We start from the raw sequence: 18,829 nt of genomic DNA on the forward strand, positions 1-18,829 counted from the left end.
CTCGCTACCGCGCGTGCGCGTCCCCCACCTCGGGTGATTGCGACTCGAACGCTCGGACGCGAGACGGGCCGCGAACGGGCTCGTAAGACTCGCCCCGGGGGTGGCTGGGAGGGCGGGGATGGTGCGTTTACCTGGGGTTTTCCGTGCCCCGGGGCAAACGCTTGTGTCAGCGGGTGGGGCTTTCGGACTCGGGGTAGACGTCTTCGTCGGTGAGCAGGGCGCTGCCCGCTACCTGGTCCTGGGCAAGGGCGTCCAGGAAGGCGCGGGCCCAGCGGTCCACGTCGTGGGCGAGGACCTGGCGGCGCAGGGAGCGCATGCGGCGGCGTTTGGTGTCGCGGTTGTCTTCCAGGGCGGAGACGATGGCGTCCTTCACGCTGTCCAGGTCGTGCGGGTTGCACAGGTAGGCCTGGCGAAGTTCGGCGGCGGCGCCGGTGAACTCGCTGAGCACCAGGGCTCCGTTGAGGCCGCTGTGACAGGCGACGTACTCCTTGGCCACCAGGTTCATGCCGTCACGCAGCGGGGTCACCAGCATGACGTCGGCGGCGACGAAGAAGGCGAGCAGCTCGTCGCGCGGAATGGGGCGGTGCAGGTAGTGCACCACCGGGTAGCCGACCCTGGCGAACTCGCCGTTGATCCGGCCGACCTGGCGTTCGATGTCGCCGCGCATCTGGATGTAGCTCTCGACGCGCTCACGGCTCGGGGTGGCCAGCTGCACCATGACGGTCTCGGCGGGGTCGACGCGGCCGTCGATCAGCAGCTCCTCCAGCGCGTTGAGCCGGATGTCGATGCCCTTGGTGTAGTCGAGCCGGTCGACGCCGAGCAGGATGTTCTTCGGATTGCCCAGCTCGGCGCGGATCTTGGCGGCCCGCTCCCGGATCGAGCGACTCCGCGAGTGCTCGTCGAGCTCGGCCGACGCGATCGAGATCGGGAACGCGCCGACCCGCACGGTGCGGAAACCCACCTGCACCACGCCGAGCTTGGAACGCACACCCACGGCGCCGCGCGAGGTCGGCTGCCCGGCCAGTCGCCGCGCCAGGAACAGGAAGTTCTGCGCGCCGCCCGGCAGGTGGAAACCGATCAGATCGGCGCCGAGCAGACCCTCGATGATCTCGGTCCGCCACGGCATCTGCATGAACAGCTCGACCGGCGGGAACGGGATGTGCAGGAAGAAGCCGATGGTCAGGTCCGGCCGCAGCATGCGCAGCATCTTGGGCACCAGCTGGAGCTGGTAGTCCTGCACCCACACCGTCGCGCCCTCGGCGGCCACCTTCGCGGTCTCCTCGGCGAACCTGCGGTTCACGTTGACGTAGGCGGCCCACCACCTCCGGTCGTAGATCGGCCGGACGATCACGTCGTGGTACAGCGGCCACAGCGTGCCGTTGGAGAAGCCCTCGTAGTAGTCGATGACCTCCTGCGCCGACAGCGGCACCGGATGCAGCTCGAGGCCGTCCTCGATGATCGGATCGACATCGACGTCGGGCACGCCCGCCCAGCCGACCCACGCGCCCTTGTTGTTGCGCAACACCGGCTCCAAAGCGGTCACCAGGCCGCCGGGACTGCGCTTCCAGCGGGTGCTGCCGTCGGGCAGTTTCTCCAGATCGACAGGCAATCGGTTGGCCACGACGACGAAACCCGAACCCGCGCCTTCCGGAGCGATCGATCCGGCGCGCATGGCGCCGGGCTCCGATGGGTCGGGTTCGGGTAGTTCGGACTGGGCGTGCTGGGAGTCGTCGGACTGCTGTTCGGTCATCGGTCCACTCACGCATCCTTATTTGGTTGGCGGCGCTCGCGGTGTCCTTGCGGTCACGCGGGCTGCTGTCGCCTGGCCCGTCGCTCACGCCTAGGTCACGCGTCGCTGATTCGGCGTTGGAGTTGGTCTGTCGAGTCGACGGCGCCGTTGTCGTCGAGTGAGTGGCTGGGCGTTACTCGCCGCGGTTGTTCGGACCGATGCCGAGCATCGACAGCAGCATCCGGCATTCGTCGGCGTCCTCGGCGTAGGCCGCGACGACCCGCTGCGCCTGACGTGCGGTCTCGTCGGCGAGTGGTTCCAGTTCGTCGTCCGCGATATCGTTCGCGCTGCCCTTCGCGGCCATCTTCTCGTCCTCCCGGCTGAATACGCTCTGCGTGCGAATGTCAATGGTAAGCGACTCCGCCCCCCAAGGCTTCAGAGCCTGTTCACGCGGTCGAATCGGCGTCGCCGCACCAGTATCCCGCGAATCCAGAGTGCCTGGTGCACCCGCACCCCCTGTGCCTATACCGTGGTGGCGCAGCATCAACTCCACGAAAGGGTCGACAATGCCGCTGGCGACGGTGAACGGAATCTCCCTCAACTACCAGGTCAAGGGCGACCGGGCGAAGGGCGCCGACGTCAAGGGCGGCGGGCCGCTCGTCGTGATGGTCATGGGGACGGGAAGCCCCGGCCGGGTCTGGGAGCTGCACCAGGTGCCCGCGCTGCTCGCCGCCGGATACCGGGTCTGCACCTTCGACAACCGGGGCATCGCGCCCTCCTTCGAGGCGGCGTCCGGCATGACCATCGACGACTTGGTCGCCGACACCGCCGGGCTCATCGAACTGCTGGACGAGGGCCCCGCGCTGGTGGTCGGCACCTCGATGGGCGCGCGGGTCGCCCAGGAACTCGCGCTGGCCCGGCCCGACCTGGTGCGTAAGGCCGTGTTCATGGCCGGGCACGGGCGGCTCGACCAGTTCCAGAAGACGCTCTCGCTCGGCGAGCACGACCTGGACGCGAGCGGGGTCAAGCTGCCGCCGAAGTACGAGGCCGCGGTGACCGCGGTGATGAACCTGTCACCCGCCACCATGGCCCAAACCAACACCGCACGCGACTGGCTCGACCTGTTCGAATTCACCGGCGGTCCGGTCACCCCCGGCATCCGCGCCCAGCGCAAGATGGACCACGATTTCGACCGCGTGCAGGCCTACCGCGCGATCTCGGTGCCCTGCCTCGCAGTCGGATTCGCCGACGACCGGATGATCCCCCCGTACCTCACCAGGGAGGTGGCCGAGGCCATCCCCGGCGCCCGCTACCAGGAGATCCCCGACGCCGGACATTTCGGTTACCTGGAGCGCCCGGAGGGGGTCAACAAGATCCTCCTTGATTTCTTCGCGGCCTGAGGTAACTGCCTACGCGTAACGTCTCCCTTGCTAGGGTCGACACAACGCTCGGGGAGTCTTCCGGCGAACGGCCCGTGATTCGCACACGGGCGCCGCGCCGGACAGACCCTGGAGTCGATCCCGTACACAGCGCCAGTATCCAGTGAGGTGAAATTGAGCACCAACCCCTTCGATGACGAAGACGGCCGCTTCTTCGTCCTGGTCAACGACGAGGAACAGCATTCCCTGTGGCCAGCCTTTGCCGAGGTTCCGGCCGGTTGGCGCGTCGTGTTCGGTGAGGACAGCCGCGCTGCCTGCGTCGAGTACGTCGAGAAGAACTGGACCGACATGCGTCCGAAGAGCCTGCGTGACGCGATGGCCGCCGACGACGCGGCCCGACAGGGCGCCCAGTCCTGAACCGCAGTATTCGATACTGCGCCGGGAACTCTCGCTGAACCTCACCGCGTGGCACCGTAAAAGCCGGTGCCACGCGGCGGGCAGGCTCGGCTATGATTGGCACCGCTTCTCGCCTCCTTAGCTCAGTGGTAGAGCACTCGCCTTGTAAGCGAAAGGTCGTCAGTTCAATCCTGACAGGGGGCTCGTTCGACAGAGAGGGCGCTTGGTTCGTGGAGCCGGGCGCTCTTTTTGCATCCGCTTCGCGGCTGAGCTCAGTGGTAGAGGCTCTGTCGTTTTGTAAGCGAAAGGTCGTCAGTTCAATCCTGACAGGGGGCTCGTTCGACAGAGAGGGCGCTCGGTTCGTGGAGCCGGGCGCTCTTTTTGCATCCGCTTCGCGGCTGAGCTCAGTGGTAGAGGCTCAGTCGCGGTCCGCGATGGGTGTGTCGGGACCGTCGTTGTGGAGCAGCGCGACCGTGTTTCTTCGGCCAGGCCAGTAGATGGTCCCGTGCTCGAAGCGCTGATACGCGCCACCGTCGAACTCCTGTTCGTCGGCGACGGGCCAGCCGAGATCGCCGTTCTCGAAACCGGAGCGGTTCCACCGATCGCGGATCGCGCCGTGCACCCACACCGGCGGACGACCCGCTCCGTAGCGCAGGTACAGCGCGCCGCGCTGGAAACCCTGCACCTCGCCGAGCTGCACGCCGTCCGCGTCGGTCAGCACGGTCCGGCCGGTGATCGGCCAGCCGAGCGCGCCCGCCTCCCAGCCGAGTTCGGCGAACTTCCCGAACAACTCCGTGGAAATGGCGTGCGCGCCGGTTTCCGGATGCCAGTACACCTGGCCGTTCTCGAATTCCGCCCGGCGGCCGACGCCGTCCGGAGTCGGGATCTCGCCCTGGGTGAGTCTGCGGCCGAGCCACGGCGCGGCAGCGGCGGCGTCATCGATGGCGTTGCCCTGCCCCGGAGGCGGTCCGCCGCCCGTGTACTCGTTGACGAACGTCTCCAGCCGATCCCAGATGAAGTTGTAGCCGACGTCGGTGTGCGTGCCGATCCCTAGCTCCTCGGTGACGTACTTGTGGTCCGAGATGCCTTCCCCGCGCCAGTACGGCGGCGGGATGACGACCGGCTCGAAGCCGTATTTGCGCGCGTCCTGGACCGCGAGCCAGGCCGCGATCCGGACATCGTTCTCGCGCTCCAGCCACTGCGCTCGGCTCCATCCGGCGCGGGAGCCCGCGAAGCACAGGTTGATGGTGAAGGGGTTCGCGTCGAGGACGCTCCAGCTGGCGTAGTCGGTATCGACCACGTCGCAGACGATTCCGTCGCGCAGCGTGTAGTGGTAGGAGACGCTGTTGGCGGGATTGTTCAGATAGTTCGCCAGCGACTCGGCGGTGCCGTTGCCCTCCTGCGTGTGCAGCAGGAAGTTGGTGACGCGCGCGCCGTGCCGGCTGCTGCGTGAATTGCCCATGCGGTCGAGCTCGACGTACTCCGGTTCGGTCACGGGCCGCGGCGCACGGTCGAGCGACCATTGCCCGTAGTCCGCGGCGTAGACGTCGTTCACGTCGACGGACGTGCCGTCGATGACCGGGCCCGGGTTCGTCGGCGTGTCGACGATCCGCTGATACAGCGAAATACCTTCGGCGATATCGCCTTCCGACCACGCCTTGGTCTGCCAGGCCCAGTGACGGCCGGGCGTGGTCGACCGGCCGACGACGCCGTCCCGGATGGCCCACAGGCACACCTCGTCGTGGCCGTAGACGCCGGTCCACTCCTGGCCGATCGCGTTGTTCACGCCGCGGAAGAAGTGCACGGCCTTGGTGTTCCAGGTTTCCTCGTCGATGTCCTCGTCGACGGCGAAGTAGATCGGGCAGTAGCCGGGCCCGCCCGCGGCGAAGTGGCGTTGCAGCGCCTCCTGTCCCATTCGGGCGCCGCCGTCGTAGCCGAGGGTGTAATCCGAAGGAGCGCTCGCGTTGCCGGTTTTGCCGTACTGCCAGATCGAGACGATGTCCAGACCCGCGGCGCGAATGCGGTCGGCGTATTCGCGCGTGAGCGGTTTGGCCCCGAAGTTCGAGCCAGGCCGCGACGTCGAGACGTAGGCGAGCACCGCGATGTGCCCGGCGTCCCTGATGGCTCGCGGATCGATCTGCCGTGCTGCGTAATCCACTGCTGTGACCATCGTTGCCCCTTCGTTTCGTTGGTGCCGATCCCCAGCCGTTCAGCACGGCCGAGCCGAAGAGCCTGTGGACGACCACATCGCGGCCGAGATCCGCAGGGAGGTGACGGCGTTGCCGTCGAGAACCTCGACAAGTGCGGTATGCCCAAGTGCCACCGGCGTTCACGTCGCTCCATCCGACGCGATCCGCCCGGTCGAGCACGATCAGGCAGTGCGCGCTCCGCCGACGACGGGTGGTCGGTCGGTGGCGAGGCAACCCGGATGGTCGGGGAGCAGAGGTCTCCGCAGCGGCGCTTCGTCCTTCGATACTGTTGCCAGAGAAGGGAACTGGATGTGGCTATCAACCATGACACCACTCGTTTCGTGCGAAGCTTCAACGTCTGAAAGCCGTCTTCGCGCAACGGCACCGCTAACTGATTAAAGTGTAGAGCAGCACGCGCGCTGGACAAGGGCCTTAATCGAACAGTCATGAAAGCCGGTGCGATTCAGTCGGGTCCGCTGAACGAAAAAGGGCGCTCGGTTCGCAACCGAGCGCCCTTGGGCTTTGGGACGAGCCCGCGTCGCGCGACTCGTTCAGTCCGGCACGTTGGCGCCGTGGCCGAGATCCCGCAGCGCCTGCTTGATCTTGGCCTGCGCCTCGTCCAGCGACTCGGGCGACGGGTTCGGGTCGGCACTGGAGATGTCGAAGTTCCCCAGGCTGTAGGCAGGGAAGACATGTACGTGCAGGTGCGGCACCTCGAGCCCGGCGATGAGCAGGCCGGCGCGGGGCGCGTCGAACGCGGCCCGCACGGCCTTGCCGATCTGCTGCGCGACGCCGTTGAAGCGCGCGAAGGTGTCGGCATCGATGTCCTGCCACTGGTCGATTTCCTTGCGCGGCACCACGAGCGTGTGCCCCTGGGTGACCGGCGCGATGGTCAGGAAGGCGACGAACTCGTCGTCCTGCCAGACGAATCGACCAGGGATCTGACCGGCGATGATCGCACTGAAGACGGAAGCCATGTCCGCAGCGTAGTCCGCGGACGGCCGCGCGCTACACCGCCACGAAGTGCGAGAGCAGGCCCTGCACCTCGTAGATGTCGACCTGCCGGTTGAACCGCTTCTGCAGCGGCTCGTGCGTGCCCGCGATCCAGATGACGAGCTCGGCGTCCAGATCGAAGGTGCCTGCCGTCTCCACCGCGAAATGGGTGATCGAGCGGTAGGGGATGCTGTGATAACTCACCTTCCTGCCGGACAGGCCCTGCTTGTCCACCAGGATCAGGCGGCGGTTGGTGAAGAGGATGGCGTCGCGCACCAGGAGGTAGGCGGAATAGATCTGCTCGCCGTTGCCGAGCAGCTTCGCGTACTCCTGCTGCGCCTGGCCGGGATCGATGCGCCCGGCGTTGCCCATCAGTCCGTCGATCAGACCCATGATCTGTACGTCCTTCGCGGTGGCGGGAGACGGTTCGGCGGATCGTCCGAACCCTCCTCACCCATGATCCACGGGCCGCGGCCGCGACGGACGAAAGGCGGCAATCGAATTCGCGATCGATCGGCTGTCGCTGGTCGAACGATGGGCGAACGGCCGCCGAACGCCGGAGGTCCAGAAGGCCGATGCCCGGCGAGGCCGGTAGTCGCTTCACCTAAGCTGTTGCCCGTGCGCGTACTCGTCATCGGTTCCGGAGCCCGTGAACATGCCCTCGTCCTCAGCCTGCGCCGCGACCCCGCGGTGAGCGCGCTCTACGCCGCGCCGGGCAACGCGGGCATCGCGCAGCACGCGCAGGTGCGTCCGGTGGACCCGTCCTCGGCCGAGGCCGTCGTCGCGTTGGCCACCGAACTGTCCGCTGACCTGGTCGTGATCGGTCCCGAGGTGCCGCTGGTGCTCGGCGTCGCCGACGCGGTGCGCGCCGCAGGCATCGCCTGTTTCGGCCCGTCGGCCGCGGCCGCCAGGATCGAGGGTTCGAAGGCATTCGCCAAGGATGTGATGGCGGCGGCCGGTGTGCGCACCGCGCACAGCGAGGTCGTCGACAACCCCGCCGAGCTGGACGCCGCGCTGGATCGTTTCGGTCCCACCTGGGTCGTGAAGGACGACGGCCTGGCCGCGGGCAAGGGCGTCGTGGTCACCGCCGACCGCCTCGCGGCCCGCGATCACGGTGCCGAACTGCTCGAGCAGGGCCACCCGGTGCTGCTGGAATCGTTCCTCGACGGACCTGAGGTCTCGCTGTTCTGCCTGGTCGACGGCGAGACGGTGGTGCCGCTGCTGCCCGCGCAGGACCACAAGCGCGTCGGCGACGGCGACACCGGCCCCAACACCGGAGGCATGGGCGCGTACACGCCGCTGCCGTGGCTGCCGGAGGAGACTCTCACCGCGATCGTCGAGGACGTGGTGAAGCCGGTCGCGGCCGAGATGGTGCGCCGCGGTTGCCCGTTCTCCGGGCTCCTCTACGCCGGACTCGCGATCGGCGCCGCAGGCCCCGCCGTGGTCGAATTCAATTGCCGCTTCGGCGATCCCGAGACCCAGGCGGTGCTCGCCCTGCTGGAGAGCCCGCTCGGCGAACTGCTGAACGCCACCGCCACCGGCACTCTCGCCGAGGTCGCCGCGCCGCGCTGGCGGGACGGTTCGGCCATCACCGTGGTGATCGCCGCCGAGAACTACCCGGGCCGCCCGCGTCTCGGCGACGTGATCACCGGCGTGGGCGAGGCCGCACAGGACGACGCCGCCGTGCTGCACGCCGGTACGTCGCTGCGCGAAGACGGCGCACTGGTCTCCTCGGGTGGCCGGGTGCTGAGCGTCGTCGGCGTCGGCGCCGATCTCTCCGAGGCCCGCACCAAGGCCTACGACCGCATCGCCTCGATCAAGCTCCCCGGCAGCCACTACCGCACCGACATCGGCCTCGCCGCCGTCGAGCACCGCATCGCCGTCCCCACGCAGTAACCGCCTCCTTCGCAGGGCGATCACACGCCTCGCAGAGGGTGCAGCCCTTGCGGAGCGTGCAAACGGTCTGCGAAGTTCGCGCGGCTGGGCAGGGTCAGGCGGCTGGGCCGGGTCAGAAGGTCAGGCCGTGTAGGGCGAGCCAGGCGCGGGGGTCGACGTGCTGGCCACCGACGATCACCTCGAAGTGCAGGTGTGGGCCTGTCGAGTCGCCGCGGTTGCCCATGCGGGCGATCTGCATGCCCGCGGGCACGCGCTCGCCGACGGAGACGAAGAAGTCGTACATGTGCCCGTAGACGGTGATGGATCCGTCGTCGTGGCGGATGCGGACCCACAGGCCGAAACCCTGGGCGGGGCCCGCGTCGATCACGGTGCCGTTGGCGACCGCGTATATCGGGGTGCCGATGGGGGCCGCTATGTCGATGCCGTTGTGGAAAGTGCCCCAGCGAGAACCGAATCCGGAGGTGAATGTGCCCCGGGTCGGCAGCACGTAGCCGCCGATGCCGGGCAGGATCGAGCCGGGCGGCAGCGGGGCGGTGCCGCCCATCCACGGCTGCCATTCACCCGCGGCAGCGGCGGCGGCCTCGGCCTTCGCGCGTTCCAATGTCGCCCGCGCCGCGGCCGCGACCACCGCCTGCTCGCGGCGGCGCTCACCGTTGGCGATGGCGTTGAGGTAGCGGCGTGCCGAGGGCGGGGTGGACTGCATTTCCTGCGGGTGGGCGAAGAAGACGCGCAGCGCATCGTCCGGGCCGGGGGTGCGCTCGCTGACGCCCCAGTCGAACGGTGTGTCGGCGCCGGCCAGGAGCAGCGTCGCGATCAGCCCGGCGATCAGCACCCGATGTTTGCGCAGCGAAGCGCGATAGTCCTGCCGCTTCTGCTCGGTCCATAGCTCCCGCGAATCGGACCATAGCTCCCGCTTTTCGGCACGCCAATCCGGCGGAATGACACCGATGCCACCCACTCCGCGTATCCGCTCGAGCCCCGCGCGGCGAGCCTTCTCAAGCATTACGCCGACCTTAGTGGCGCGCGCGGGCCGGAGGCGCGGATGCGGGCAGATGTCGGCAGGGAAAGCTGTTCGGCGAAAGCCGAGCGTTGCCGACATGCCGTGGCGCGCGAAGGTCTACCGTCTGTCGGGTGTCTGGAGAATCTCGCCGGTCGACCATTCCACCTTTCTACGTGATGGATGTCTGGAAAGCCGCCGCGGAGCGCGCCCGAACCCACGGCGACGTGCTCGTGCTCGCGGCCGGCCAGCCGTCGACGCCTGCCCCGGCCCCGGTGCTGCGCGCGACCAAGGCCGCGATCGACGCCGAATTACTCGGCTACACAGAGACTTTCGGCATCCTTCAGCTGCGCGAGGCGATCGCCGAACACCACAGGGACAGTTACGGTTACCACGTCGACCCCGACGAGGTGGTGGTGACGACCGGCTCGTCCGGCGCGTTCACGCTCATCTTCCTCGCCGCCTTCGACGTCGGCGACACCGTGGTCGTGGCTCGGCCCGGCTATCCGGCCTACCGCAATACCCTCACCGCGCTCGGCTGCCGTGTGGTCGAACTGGACTGCGGCCCCGAGACCCGGTTCCAGCCGACCGTGGCCATGCTCGACGCGTTGCCCGAGCCGCCCGCCGGTCTGGTGGTCGCCAGCCCGGCCAATCCGACCGGGACGATGATCGCCCCCGCCGAGCTCGCCGCGCTGGCCCGGTGGTGCGACGCGCACGGGACACTGTTGATCTCCGACGAGATCTATCACGGGATCACCTACGAGACCACGGGCTCGGACGCGCAGACCTCCTCCGCGTGGGAGACCTCCCGCGAATCCGTGGTCATCGGCTCGGTCTCCAAGTACTTCTCGATGACCGGCTGGCGGCTCGGCTGGATGCTCGCGCCGAGCAGGCTGCGGCCCGCGCTGCAACGGCTGGCCTCCAACATGACGGTGTGCCCGCCCGCTGTCTCCCAGTATGCGGCGCTGCACGCGTTCGGTGCGGAGGCCAAGACCGAGCTCGACGGCCACGTCCGGCGTTACGCGGTGAACCGGCGGCTGCTGCTGGACGGGCTGCCGAAACTCGGGATCACCGATCTCGCGCCCGCGGACGGCGCCTTCTACGCCTACGCCGACATCGGCCATCTCACCGACGATTCGCGCAAGTGGTGCGCCGAGGTACTCGAGCACACCGGGGTCGCGCTGGCGCCCGGTATCGACTTCGACACCGTGGCCGGGCGCCGCACCGTTCGCTTCTCCTTTGCGGGAGCCACCGCGGACATCGAGGCGGCGCTGCTCCGGCTCGGGTACTATCTGCGCGCCTGATCCTTATGTCCGACAACAAGTTTCCACAGTTCGGCACCGGGAACGCCCAGATGAGGTAAAACAACCTTTGCTGGGTTTCGACAATCGATTTCGCACGGATGAACTGATGACGACTGGCACGATGGCACGGTGATAACCGCGACGACCCCGAAAGGCGAACGGCGTCGCCAGGCCCTGGTAGCGGCCGCCGCCGAGTTGTTACTCGAAGGCGGATTCGATGCGGTGCGGCATCGCTCGGTTGCCACGCGGGCGGACCTACCGCTCGCGTCGACCACGTACTACTTCGAATCCCTGGAAGACCTGATCGCCCGCGCGGTCGAGTTCAGCGGGAACGCGGAGCTGGACGCGATGCGCCGCAGGGTCGGCGAGGTCAGTCACCGCCGCCGCGGCGCCGAGGCGACCGTCGACCTCGTGCTCGACCTGTTGGTCGGCGCCGACGGGCAGGACGAGGGCGCGCGCGGTCAGCTGATCGCCCGCTACGAGCGTTCGGTGGCCTCGGCGCGACACCCAGAGCTACGCGAGGTCCAGCTACGGCTACGGGCCCAGCTCGACGAGCTGCTCGCCGACGTGCTGCGGCGTTCGGACCGATTGGTGCGGCCCGAACAGCTGCGCAGGGTGGTCGCGGTGGTGGACGGCGCGGTGGTCGCGGCACTGAGCGAAAACAGCCCGGAACCCCGGCGAATGGCGCGCGGCGCGCTGCTCGAAGTCATCGATATCGTCGCCCCGGCGACGCCGCAGCAAGTCGACAGGTTCCGAGCACTAGACTGACCAGACGTGAGTCTCGTCCCGAATGTCCTCGCCACCCGTTACGCCAGTCCCGAACTGGTGCACCTGTGGTCGCCCGAGCACAAGATCGTGCTGGAACGGCGGCTGTGGCTGGAGGTGCTGCGGGCACAGTCGGAACTCGGCATCGACATCCCGGCCGGGGTGATCGCCGACTACGAGCGGGTGATCGACCGCGTCGACCTCGCGTCCATCGCCGAGCGTGAGCGGGTCACCCGGCACGACGTGAAGGCGCGCATCGAGGAATTCAACGCGCTGGCCGGGCACGAACACGTGCACAAGGGCATGACCAGCCGCGACCTCACCGAGAATGTCGAGCAGCTGCAGATCCGGCTCTCGCTCGAGCACGTGCACGCGCACGGTGTGGCCATCGCGGCGCGGCTGGCCGAGCGCGCGGCCGAGTACCAGACCGTGGTCATGGCGGGCCGCTCGCACAACGTGGCGGCGCAGGCCACCACCCTCGGCAAGCGTTTCGCCTCGGCCGCCGACGAACTGCTGATCGCGCTGACGCGGCTGCGCGAGCTCATCGACCGTTATCCGCTGCGCGGCATCAAGGGCCCGATGGGCACCGCGCAGGACATGCTCGACCTGCTCGGCGGTGACCCGGCCAAGCTGGCCACGCTGGAACAGCAGGTGGCCAGGCACCTCGGGTTCGCGACCGTGTTCACCAGCGTGGGTCAGGTCTACCCGCGCTCGCTCGACCACGATGTGCTCTCCGCGCTGGTGCAGGTGGGTGCCGGCCCGTCCTCGTTCGCGCACACCATCCGGCTGATGGCGGGCCACGAGCTGGTCACCGAGGGCTTCCAGCCCGGTCAGGTGGGCAGTTCGGCCATGCCGCACAAGATGAACACGCGCTCGTGCGAGCGGGTCAACGGTCTGCAGGTGGTGCTGCGCGGTTACGCCTCGATGGCCGCCGAACTCGCGGGCGCGCAGTGGAACGAGGGCGACGTGTTCTGTTCCGTGGTGCGCCGCGTCGCGCTGCCGGACGCGTTCTTCGCCATCGACGGCATGATGGAAACCTTCCTCACCGTGCTCGCGGAGTTCGGCGCCTACCCGGCGGTGATCTCCCGCGAGCTCGACCGCTACCTGCCGTTCCTCGCCACCACCCGCATCCTGATGGCCGCGGTCCGCGCGGGCGTCGGACGGGAGACCGCGCACGAGGTCATCAAGGAGCACGCCGTCGCCGTCGCCCTCGCCATGCGCGAACAGGGCCGCGAGCCCGACCTGCTCGACCGCCTCGCCGTCGACCACCGCCTCCCCCTCGACCGCGCGGCCCTCGACGCCGCCCTGGCCGACAAGTCCGCCTTCATCGGCGCCGCGGGCGCCCAGGCCGCCGACGTCATCGCCCAGGTCCAGAAGCTTGTCGACGCCTACCCCGAAGCCGCCCGCTACACCCCGTCCCCGATCCTGTAGGGCGCGAGGGGCTTTCAGACAACGCGAACACCCGGCTGCCCAACGTCCGATGAAGAGCCGGGTTCACGCGGAACCCGGATGCTGGCCGTCCGACCAGGACCCGGGACCACTTCCACCAGGGGCCGGCGCGATTCAACCGCATCGCCGCCACTTGGCCAAGGCAATTGGTGACCGGGTGTCCTGCCGACCTCGTAGGCGCGGTGCGTCGGGTCTTCGCTCCGATCGGGGTGGCTGCGGCGGTTAAGGTGCGGTGTGGATCCGTACACGATTTTCGCTGACATCATTGCCGGGCGGGCGCCTGCTTCCAAGGTGTACGAGGACGACGATGTTGTCGCGTTCATGGATATTCGGCCGATGACGCCGGGGCATTTGCTGGTGGTGCCGAGGGTGGCGGCGCGGTGTCTCGCGGAGCTGGATCCGGTGGTCGGGGGGAAGCTGTTTCAGGTGGGGCAGCGGCTGGCGGGGGCGTTGCGAGAGAGCGAAGTGGGGTGTGACGGGGTCAATTTCTTTCTCGCCGACGGCGTGACGGCGGGGCAGGAGGTGTTCCACGTGCACCTGCACGTCATCCCGCGTACGCCTGGCGACGGGTTCGGATTGCGCGGGCGTCCGACCAGTCCGCGCCGCGCTGACCTGGACTATCTGGCCGGGTCCATCCGCGGGGCGCTGGCGCGGACGGAGCCCGCCGGGGGTCGGTGAAAGGCGTGAAAGCCCTGGCCCCGGCCATCGGCGCCTGAACCGCCCGGCGCGAATCGGATCGCGCCGGGCGTCGCGTTCACAGCCGGGACAGCTCGCTCGCCGACCACGCCGGATAGTCGGTGTAGCCCTTCGCGTCTCGCCCGTACAGCCCTTCCTCGCGGACAGGAGCCAGTGGCAGGCCGCGCGAGATCCGTTCCACCAGATCGGGATTGGCGATGAAGGCCCGCCCGAACGAGACGAGATCGGCGACGCCGTCGCGCAGCACCGCTTCCGCTCCTTCGGCGGCGGTCGGCTCGCGGTTCTCGCCGATGTTCGCGATCAGCGTGCCGCGCCAGCGCGGTCGCAGATCCTTCAGCGCGGGATAGTCGTCGTTGTCGATGAGGTGCAGGTAGGCGAGCTCGCGACGATCCAGTTCGTCCACCAACTTCCGGTACAGCGGCCCCGGATTGTCCTCGCGCATATTGAATTGCGGGTTGCCGGGCGAGAGCCGGACGGCGGTGCGACGCGCGCCGATCGCCTCGGCCACCGCGTCCACGATGGCCAGCGGCGCCCGCATCCGGTTGTCGATCGAACCGCCGTATTCGTCCGTGCGCAGGTTGGTGTTGTCGCCGAGGAACTGGTGCACTAGATAGCTGTTGGCACCGTGGATTTCGACGCCGTCGAAGCCCGCGGCCATGGCATTGCGGGCGGACGCGGCGTACTGGCCGATGATCGCGGTGATGTCGTCCCGGCTCAATACTCCCGGTGTGATCGGATCGGCCTTGCCGCCCTCGATCAGATGCACGCGATCCGGATCGATCACCGCGGAGGGGCCCGCGGGCCACGACCCGTCGATGCGGCCGCGCGGATGGTTCTTGCGGCCGCCGTGCATCAGCTGCGCGAAGATCCGTCCGCCGTTGGCGTGCACCGCGGCGGTGACCCGGCGCCAGGCGTCGACGTGGGCTTCGGTCTGCAAACCGGGAGCCCACGCCTCGCTCTGTCCGGTCGAATGCGGCCAGATTCCTTCGGTGATGATCAGCCCGGCGGTGGCGCGCTGGGCGTAGTAGTCGACGACGTCGGAGGTGGGGGAGCCGTCCGGCAGCGAGCGCAACCGGGTCATCGGTGACATGACGATCCGGTTCGGCAGGGCCAGTTCGTGGTTGCGGTAGGGCGTCAAAAGCTGCATGCCGCGTACGCTATGACCTGACATCAATGTCAGGTCAAGAGCAGTTGGGGCGAGGAGTCGAACATGCGTATCGGGGAACTGGCCGAGCGGACCGGCGTCAGCGTCCGATCGCTGCGGTACTACGAGGACAAGGGCATGCTCGCCGCGACACGCAGCTCCGGCGGGCAGCGTGAATACCCGGAGGCGGCCGTGGACCGGGTCAACCGGATTCAGGAGATGTTCGCGGCCGGGCTGACCAGCGACACCATCGCCGAGCTGCTCCCGTGCATCCACGACACCGACGGCACGCCGAGCGCCGCGGCCACCCCGTTCCTGGTGCGGAAGCTGGCCGAAGAGCGGGCCAGGATCGACCGGGCGCTGCGGGATCTGCACAGCACCTGCGAGGTGCTCGACGGCGTCATCCGTGCCGCGGGCGGCGAGGCGCCGCCGCCGGAGTTCCACCGAGCCGAGCATTCGACGACCCGCAAGTAGGGTGGTTCGCATGTCTGTCGAAAGTGTGGTGGCGGCGCCGATCGCCAAGACGGTGCCTACCGAGCGGGTGCATCACGGCGACGTCTTCGTCGACGAGTACGAGTGGCTGCGGGACAAGGAGGACCCCGAGGTCATCTCCCACCTCCAGGCGGAGAACGCCTACACCGAGGCGCAGACCGCCCACCTGCAGGATCTGCGCGAGAAGATCTTCGAGGAGATCAAGTCGCGCACCCAGGAGACCGATCTCTCGGTGCCGACCAGGATGGGCGAGTTCTGGTACTACTCGCGCAGCTACGAGGGCAAACAGTACGGCGTGCACTGCCGCTGCCCGATCGACGCGCAAGCCGACGGCATCGACGCGTGGACCCCGCCGCGGCTCGAGGCCGACAGCGAGATCCCCGGCGAACAGGTGTTGCTGGACAGCAACGAGCTGGCCGCGGGCCACGCGTACTTCGCGCTCGGCGCGTTCTCGGTGAGCCACGACGGCCACCTGCTCGCCTACTCGGTCGACACCGTCGGCGACGAGCGCTACACCCTGCGTTTCAAGGACCTGCGCAGCGGTGAGCCGCTCGCCGACGAGATCGCGGGCACCGCGCCGGGCGCGACCTGGTCGCTGGACGGCAGTCACGTCTTCTATCAGACGGTGGACGAGTCGTGGCGACCCGACACCGTGTGGCGGCACCGGCTCGGCGCCGCCACCGAGTCCGACGTGAAGGTCTTCCACGAGCCCGACGAGCGGTACTGGGTGAGCATCGGCTCGACCCGCTCGGAGAAGTACCTGATGATCTGGGTCGGCTCCAAGATCACCACCGAGGGGTGGGTACTCGAATCCGACAACCCCGAGGGCGAGTTCCGGATTCTCATGCCGCGGCGCGAGGGCGTCGAGTACTCGGCTGAGCACGCCGTGATCGGCGGCGCGGACCGCTTCCTGATCCTGCACAACGACGTCGTCGACGGCGTCAAGGCGGAGAACTTCGTGCTCGCCGAGGCGCCGGTCGACGACCCGTCGAACCTGACGCTGCTCATCGGCCACCGCGACGACGTGCGGCTCGAGGACGTCGACGCGTTCGCCGACCACCTGGTGCTGAGCTACCGTCGCGAGGCACTGACCAGGGTGACGGTGTGGCCGCTCACCGCGTCCGGCTACGGCGAGCGGCGTGAACTCGAATTCGATCTGGAGCTCTTCGCGGTCGGCGCAGGCGCCAACCCGGAGTGGGCACAGCCGACCCTGCGCATCGGCCTGACCTCGTTCATCACCCCGATGCAGGTGTTCGACTACGTGCCGTCCACCGGCGCGCTGCTGCTGCGCAAGGAGCAGCCGGTGCTCGGCGGCTACGACGCGAACGACTATGAGCAGCGCCGGGATTGGGCGGTCGCCGCGGACGGCACCCGGGTCCCGATCTCGCTGGTGTGGAAGAAGGGCGCGGTGGCCGAGGGCGAGCCGAAGCCGCTGCTGCTCTACGGCTACGGCTCATACGAGGCCAGCATGGATCCGTCCTTCTCGGTGGCGCGGCTGTCGCTGCTCGATCGCGGCATGGTGTTCGCGGTCGCGCACGTGCGCGGCGGCGGCGAGATGGGCAGGCTCTGGTACGAGAACGGCAAGACGCTCACCAAGAAGAACACCTTCACCGACTTCGTGACCTCCGCCCGGCACCTGATCGACACCGGTGTGACCGCCGCCGATCGGATGATCGCCGACGGCGGCAGCGCGGGCGGGCTGCTGGTGGGCGCCGTGGCGAACCTGGCGCCGGAGCTGTTCCGCGGCATCCTCGCGAACGTGCCGTTCGTCGACCCGCTGACCTCGATCCTCGACCCCTCGCTGCCGCTCACCGTCATCGAGTGGGACGAGTGGGGTAATCCGTTGGCGGACAAGGACGTCTACGAGTACATGAAGTCCTACTCGCCGTACGAGAACGTCGAGGCCAAGAACTACCCGGCGATCCTGGCCGTCACGAGCCTGAACGACACCAGAGTGCTCTACGTCGAGCCGGCCAAGTGGGTGGCCAAGCTGCGCGCGACCAAGACCGGCGACGCGCCGCTGCTGCTCAAGACCGAGATGAGCGCGGGCCACGGCGGCGTCAGCGGCCGCTACGAGAAGTGGAAGGAAGTGGCCTTCGAGCACGCCTGGGTGCTCGACACGGTCGGGCTCGCCGAGGAGTAGGCGTACCTCCGCCTTCGCTCCGGCCGTGCGCGGGCTGACGACGGACTGCGTCCGGCAGCGCCACTGGGACCGTCGCGGCGGTCTGCCGATCAGAGTCGGCAGGCCGCCATCAGGTCGAGGAAGGTCTGACGGTCGCGGTCCCGGACGTGCTCGATGCCGCGGTAGGCGCCGCGCGAGTCCAGGACGGCGATGTAGGCGTCGGCGATCTGCTCCGGCGTCGCCTCGGGCTGCTGCTCGCGCACCTTGTCGACGAATCCCTGTGTCGCCGCGCACTTCTCGTCCTGGTTGAAGATCGGTGGCGGCGCGTCGGGGTCCGCGAGCGCTACCGCGGGCGCGAGCAGGAACGGCATGGCGAGCGCGGCGAGCAGGGCTGCTTTCACCCCTCCGGATTGTAGGGTCACGACGATGTTCGCCCTGCTGCGAGCGAGCACGTGTGACCGTTCGACGGTGTTCGTCGTCTGGTCATATGGGCTGCACGTCGATGACATGTGCGTCCGGCATCGTTGGTTCATGAACGCTGAGCTGATCGTGTCCGTGTCGGGGATTCGGGACACCACTCGAGACGCCGCGATCGAATTCGCCGCCGAGATGGATCGTCGCGACGTGCGGTTGTCGCTGCTGGTGGCGCCGCGATTGAAGGGCAAGTACCGGCTGGTCGACGACCCGGCCACGCAGGCGTGGCTGCGCGGCAGGCGGGCCCGCGGGGACGCCATCGTGCTGCACGGCTACGACCAGGCGGCGACCAAGCGGCGCAGGGCGGAGTTCTCCACGTTGCCCAAGCACGAGGCCAAGCTGCGGCTCACCGCCGCGGACCGGGTGCTCGAGCAGGTGGAGCTGCGCACCCGGCTGTTCGCCGCGCCGCGCTGGGACGCCTCGGCGGGCGCCATCGCCGCGCTGCCGGAGACGGGCTTCCGCGTCGCGCTCGGCCTCACCTCGATCCTCGACCTGGAGCGCAACGCGGCGCAGAAGGCGCGCGTCTACGGCATCGGCGAGGGCTTCCGCGCCGAGCCGTGGTGGTGCCGGGCCTTGGTGATGGGCGCGGCCCGCATCGCGCGACGCGGCGGAGTGTTGCGCTTGGCGGTTTCCGCGGCGCAGTTGCAGCGCTCGGGTCCGCGCCAGGCGATGCTGGACGCGGTGGATCTGGCGCTGTTCCACGGCGCGGTCAGCGAGGTATACCGCTGGGAGCCGTTCGACCTGATGCGCGCGGCCTGAGGGTCGCGGGCCGAGGTACGTCCGCCGCCAGGTATTGGCGATCGA

General features: G+C 68.6%; 18 protein-coding genes and 2 tRNA genes. 12 read left to right on the forward strand and 8 right to left on the reverse strand.

Features of this window, described 5'->3' with window-relative positions; translation table 11 throughout:
- Positions 1-166 precede the first annotated feature (166 nt).
- Together AB0H50_RS21520 and AB0H50_RS21525 are read right to left on the reverse strand one after the other, a co-directional pair.
- Positions 167-1,672 (reverse strand): trehalose-6-phosphate synthase, encoded by a 1,506-nt coding sequence (locus AB0H50_RS21520; RefSeq protein ID WP_357456099.1) that lies wholly within the window; start codon positions 1,670-1,672, stop codon positions 167-169.
- Between the two features lie 250 nt (positions 1,673-1,922).
- The gene (locus AB0H50_RS21525) at positions 1,923-2,093 is read right to left on the reverse strand and encodes a hypothetical protein (protein ID WP_357455390.1); all 171 of its coding nucleotides are present in this window, start codon (positions 2,091-2,093) and stop codon (positions 1,923-1,925) included.
- A 202-nt stretch (positions 2,094-2,295) separates the two neighbouring features.
- Between AB0H50_RS21525 and AB0H50_RS21530 the strand changes: the two genes are divergently transcribed.
- The 4 genes from AB0H50_RS21530 to AB0H50_RS21545 all read left to right on the forward strand — a co-directional run bounded on the left by AB0H50_RS21530 (position 2,296) and on the right by AB0H50_RS21545 (position 3,837).
- A complete protein-coding gene (locus AB0H50_RS21530) occupies positions 2,296-3,129 on the forward strand; it encodes an alpha/beta hydrolase (protein ID WP_357455392.1) in 834 nt (277 codons plus the stop codon).
- 153 nt (positions 3,130-3,282) lie between these two features.
- Positions 3,283-3,525 carry an MbtH family protein gene (locus AB0H50_RS21535; protein ID WP_011207082.1) on the forward strand — a complete coding sequence of 81 codons (243 nt, stop codon included), beginning with the start codon at positions 3,283-3,285 and terminating at the stop codon, positions 3,523-3,525.
- Between the two features lie 111 nt (positions 3,526-3,636).
- A tRNA-Thr gene (locus AB0H50_RS21540) sits at positions 3,637-3,708 on the forward strand.
- 65 nt (positions 3,709-3,773) lie between these two features.
- A tRNA-Thr gene (locus AB0H50_RS21545) sits at positions 3,774-3,837 on the forward strand.
- A gap of 85 nt (positions 3,838-3,922) precedes the next feature.
- On the opposite strand, the gene AB0H50_RS21550 is transcribed toward AB0H50_RS21545, so the two are convergent.
- The 3 genes from AB0H50_RS21550 to AB0H50_RS21560 form a co-directional block, all read right to left on the reverse strand.
- Positions 3,923-5,674, reverse strand: coding sequence for a glycoside hydrolase domain-containing protein (locus AB0H50_RS21550; RefSeq protein ID WP_357455395.1), 1,752 nt, complete (start codon positions 5,672-5,674; stop codon positions 3,923-3,925).
- Between the two features lie 570 nt (positions 5,675-6,244).
- Positions 6,245-6,670: an HIT family protein gene (locus AB0H50_RS21555; RefSeq protein ID WP_357455398.1), complete on the reverse strand. Its 426-nt coding sequence runs from the start codon at positions 6,668-6,670 to the stop codon at positions 6,245-6,247.
- Between the two features lie 31 nt (positions 6,671-6,701).
- Positions 6,702-7,079, reverse strand: a complete 378-nt coding sequence (locus tag AB0H50_RS21560) for a PH domain-containing protein (RefSeq protein ID WP_068055805.1) — start codon at positions 7,077-7,079, stop codon at positions 6,702-6,704.
- A 225-nt stretch (positions 7,080-7,304) separates the two neighbouring features.
- Between AB0H50_RS21560 and purD the strand changes: the two genes are divergently transcribed.
- On the forward strand, positions 7,305-8,582 hold the full coding sequence (gene purD, locus AB0H50_RS21565) for a phosphoribosylamine--glycine ligase (RefSeq protein ID WP_357455401.1): 1,278 nt from the start codon (positions 7,305-7,307) through the stop codon (positions 8,580-8,582).
- Positions 8,583-8,694: 112 nt separating this feature from the next.
- Here the strand turns inward: purD and AB0H50_RS21570 are convergent, their stop codons facing one another.
- Positions 8,695-9,585, reverse strand: coding sequence for a M23 family metallopeptidase (locus tag AB0H50_RS21570; RefSeq protein ID WP_357455404.1), 891 nt, complete (start codon positions 9,583-9,585; stop codon positions 8,695-8,697).
- 128 nt (positions 9,586-9,713) lie between these two features.
- Here AB0H50_RS21570 and AB0H50_RS21575 point away from each other — a divergent pair, with 128 nt between their 5' ends.
- The 4 genes from AB0H50_RS21575 to AB0H50_RS21590 all read left to right on the forward strand — a co-directional run bounded on the left by AB0H50_RS21575 (position 9,714) and on the right by AB0H50_RS21590 (position 13,775).
- Positions 9,714-10,883 carry a pyridoxal phosphate-dependent aminotransferase gene (locus AB0H50_RS21575; RefSeq protein WP_357455406.1) on the forward strand — a complete coding sequence of 390 codons (1,170 nt, stop codon included), beginning with the start codon at positions 9,714-9,716 and terminating at the stop codon, positions 10,881-10,883.
- A 129-nt stretch (positions 10,884-11,012) separates the two neighbouring features.
- Positions 11,013-11,651: a TetR family transcriptional regulator gene (locus AB0H50_RS21580; protein ID WP_357455408.1), complete on the forward strand. Its 639-nt coding sequence runs from the start codon at positions 11,013-11,015 to the stop codon at positions 11,649-11,651.
- 6 nt (positions 11,652-11,657) lie between these two features.
- Positions 11,658-13,079 carry an adenylosuccinate lyase gene (gene purB / locus AB0H50_RS21585; RefSeq protein WP_357455411.1) on the forward strand — a complete coding sequence of 474 codons (1,422 nt, stop codon included), beginning with the start codon at positions 11,658-11,660 and terminating at the stop codon, positions 13,077-13,079.
- 252 nt (positions 13,080-13,331) lie between these two features.
- Complete coding sequence (locus AB0H50_RS21590) at positions 13,332-13,775, forward strand: HIT domain-containing protein (protein ID WP_357455414.1); 444 nt, start codon at positions 13,332-13,334, stop codon at positions 13,773-13,775.
- A gap of 76 nt (positions 13,776-13,851) precedes the next feature.
- Here the strand turns inward: AB0H50_RS21590 and AB0H50_RS21595 are convergent, their stop codons facing one another.
- The gene (locus tag AB0H50_RS21595; RefSeq protein WP_357455417.1) at positions 13,852-14,940 is read right to left on the reverse strand and encodes an alkene reductase; all 1,089 of its coding nucleotides are present in this window, start codon (positions 14,938-14,940) and stop codon (positions 13,852-13,854) included.
- A gap of 63 nt (positions 14,941-15,003) precedes the next feature.
- Between AB0H50_RS21595 and AB0H50_RS21600 the strand changes: the two genes are divergently transcribed.
- Both AB0H50_RS21600 and AB0H50_RS21605 read left to right on the forward strand, forming a co-directional pair.
- The gene (locus AB0H50_RS21600) at positions 15,004-15,411 is read left to right on the forward strand and encodes a MerR family transcriptional regulator (protein WP_357455420.1); all 408 of its coding nucleotides are present in this window, start codon (positions 15,004-15,006) and stop codon (positions 15,409-15,411) included.
- Between the two features lie 10 nt (positions 15,412-15,421).
- Positions 15,422-17,572: a S9 family peptidase gene (locus AB0H50_RS21605; protein ID WP_357455424.1), complete on the forward strand. Its 2,151-nt coding sequence runs from the start codon at positions 15,422-15,424 to the stop codon at positions 17,570-17,572.
- A gap of 89 nt (positions 17,573-17,661) precedes the next feature.
- Here AB0H50_RS21605 and AB0H50_RS21610 read toward each other — a convergent pair whose 3' ends face one another.
- A complete protein-coding gene (locus tag AB0H50_RS21610; protein WP_357455427.1) occupies positions 17,662-17,952 on the reverse strand; it encodes a hypothetical protein in 291 nt (96 codons plus the stop codon).
- A 130-nt stretch (positions 17,953-18,082) separates the two neighbouring features.
- Between AB0H50_RS21610 and AB0H50_RS21615 the strand changes: the two genes are divergently transcribed.
- Positions 18,083-18,784: a DUF2334 domain-containing protein gene (locus tag AB0H50_RS21615; protein ID WP_357455430.1), complete on the forward strand. Its 702-nt coding sequence runs from the start codon at positions 18,083-18,085 to the stop codon at positions 18,782-18,784.
- Positions 18,785-18,829 lie beyond the last annotated feature (45 nt).

It is taken from the genome of Nocardia sp. NPDC050793 (assembly GCF_040654065.1).
Lineage (GTDB): Bacteria > Actinomycetota > Actinomycetes > Mycobacteriales > Mycobacteriaceae > Nocardia.

Coding starts and splice junctions, on each gene's coding strand:
- AB0H50_RS21555 (WP_357455398.1), bottom strand. CDS start 6,670: ATGGCTTCCGTCTTCAGTGCGATCATCGCCGGTCAGATCCCTGGTCGA.
- AB0H50_RS21520 (WP_357456099.1), bottom strand. CDS start 1,672: ATGCGCGCCGGATCGATCGCTCCGGAAGGCGCGGGTTCGGGTTTCGTC.
- AB0H50_RS21530 (WP_357455392.1), top strand. CDS start 2,296: ATGCCGCTGGCGACGGTGAACGGAATCTCCCTCAACTACCAGGTCAAG.
- AB0H50_RS21570 (WP_357455404.1), bottom strand. CDS start 9,585: ATGCTTGAGAAGGCTCGCCGCGCGGGGCTCGAGCGGATACGCGGAGTG.
- AB0H50_RS21525 (WP_357455390.1), bottom strand. CDS start 2,093: ATGGCCGCGAAGGGCAGCGCGAACGATATCGCGGACGACGAACTGGAA.
- AB0H50_RS21605 (WP_357455424.1), top strand. CDS start 15,422: ATGTCTGTCGAAAGTGTGGTGGCGGCGCCGATCGCCAAGACGGTGCCT.
- AB0H50_RS21560 (WP_068055805.1), bottom strand. CDS start 7,079: ATGGGTCTGATCGACGGACTGATGGGCAACGCCGGGCGCATCGATCCC.
- AB0H50_RS21600 (WP_357455420.1), top strand. CDS start 15,004: ATGCGTATCGGGGAACTGGCCGAGCGGACCGGCGTCAGCGTCCGATCG.
- AB0H50_RS21550 (WP_357455395.1), bottom strand. CDS start 5,674: ATGGTCACAGCAGTGGATTACGCAGCACGGCAGATCGATCCGCGAGCC.
- AB0H50_RS21615 (WP_357455430.1), top strand. CDS start 18,083: ATGAACGCTGAGCTGATCGTGTCCGTGTCGGGGATTCGGGACACCACT.
- AB0H50_RS21595 (WP_357455417.1), bottom strand. CDS start 14,940: ATGCAGCTTTTGACGCCCTACCGCAACCACGAACTGGCCCTGCCGAAC.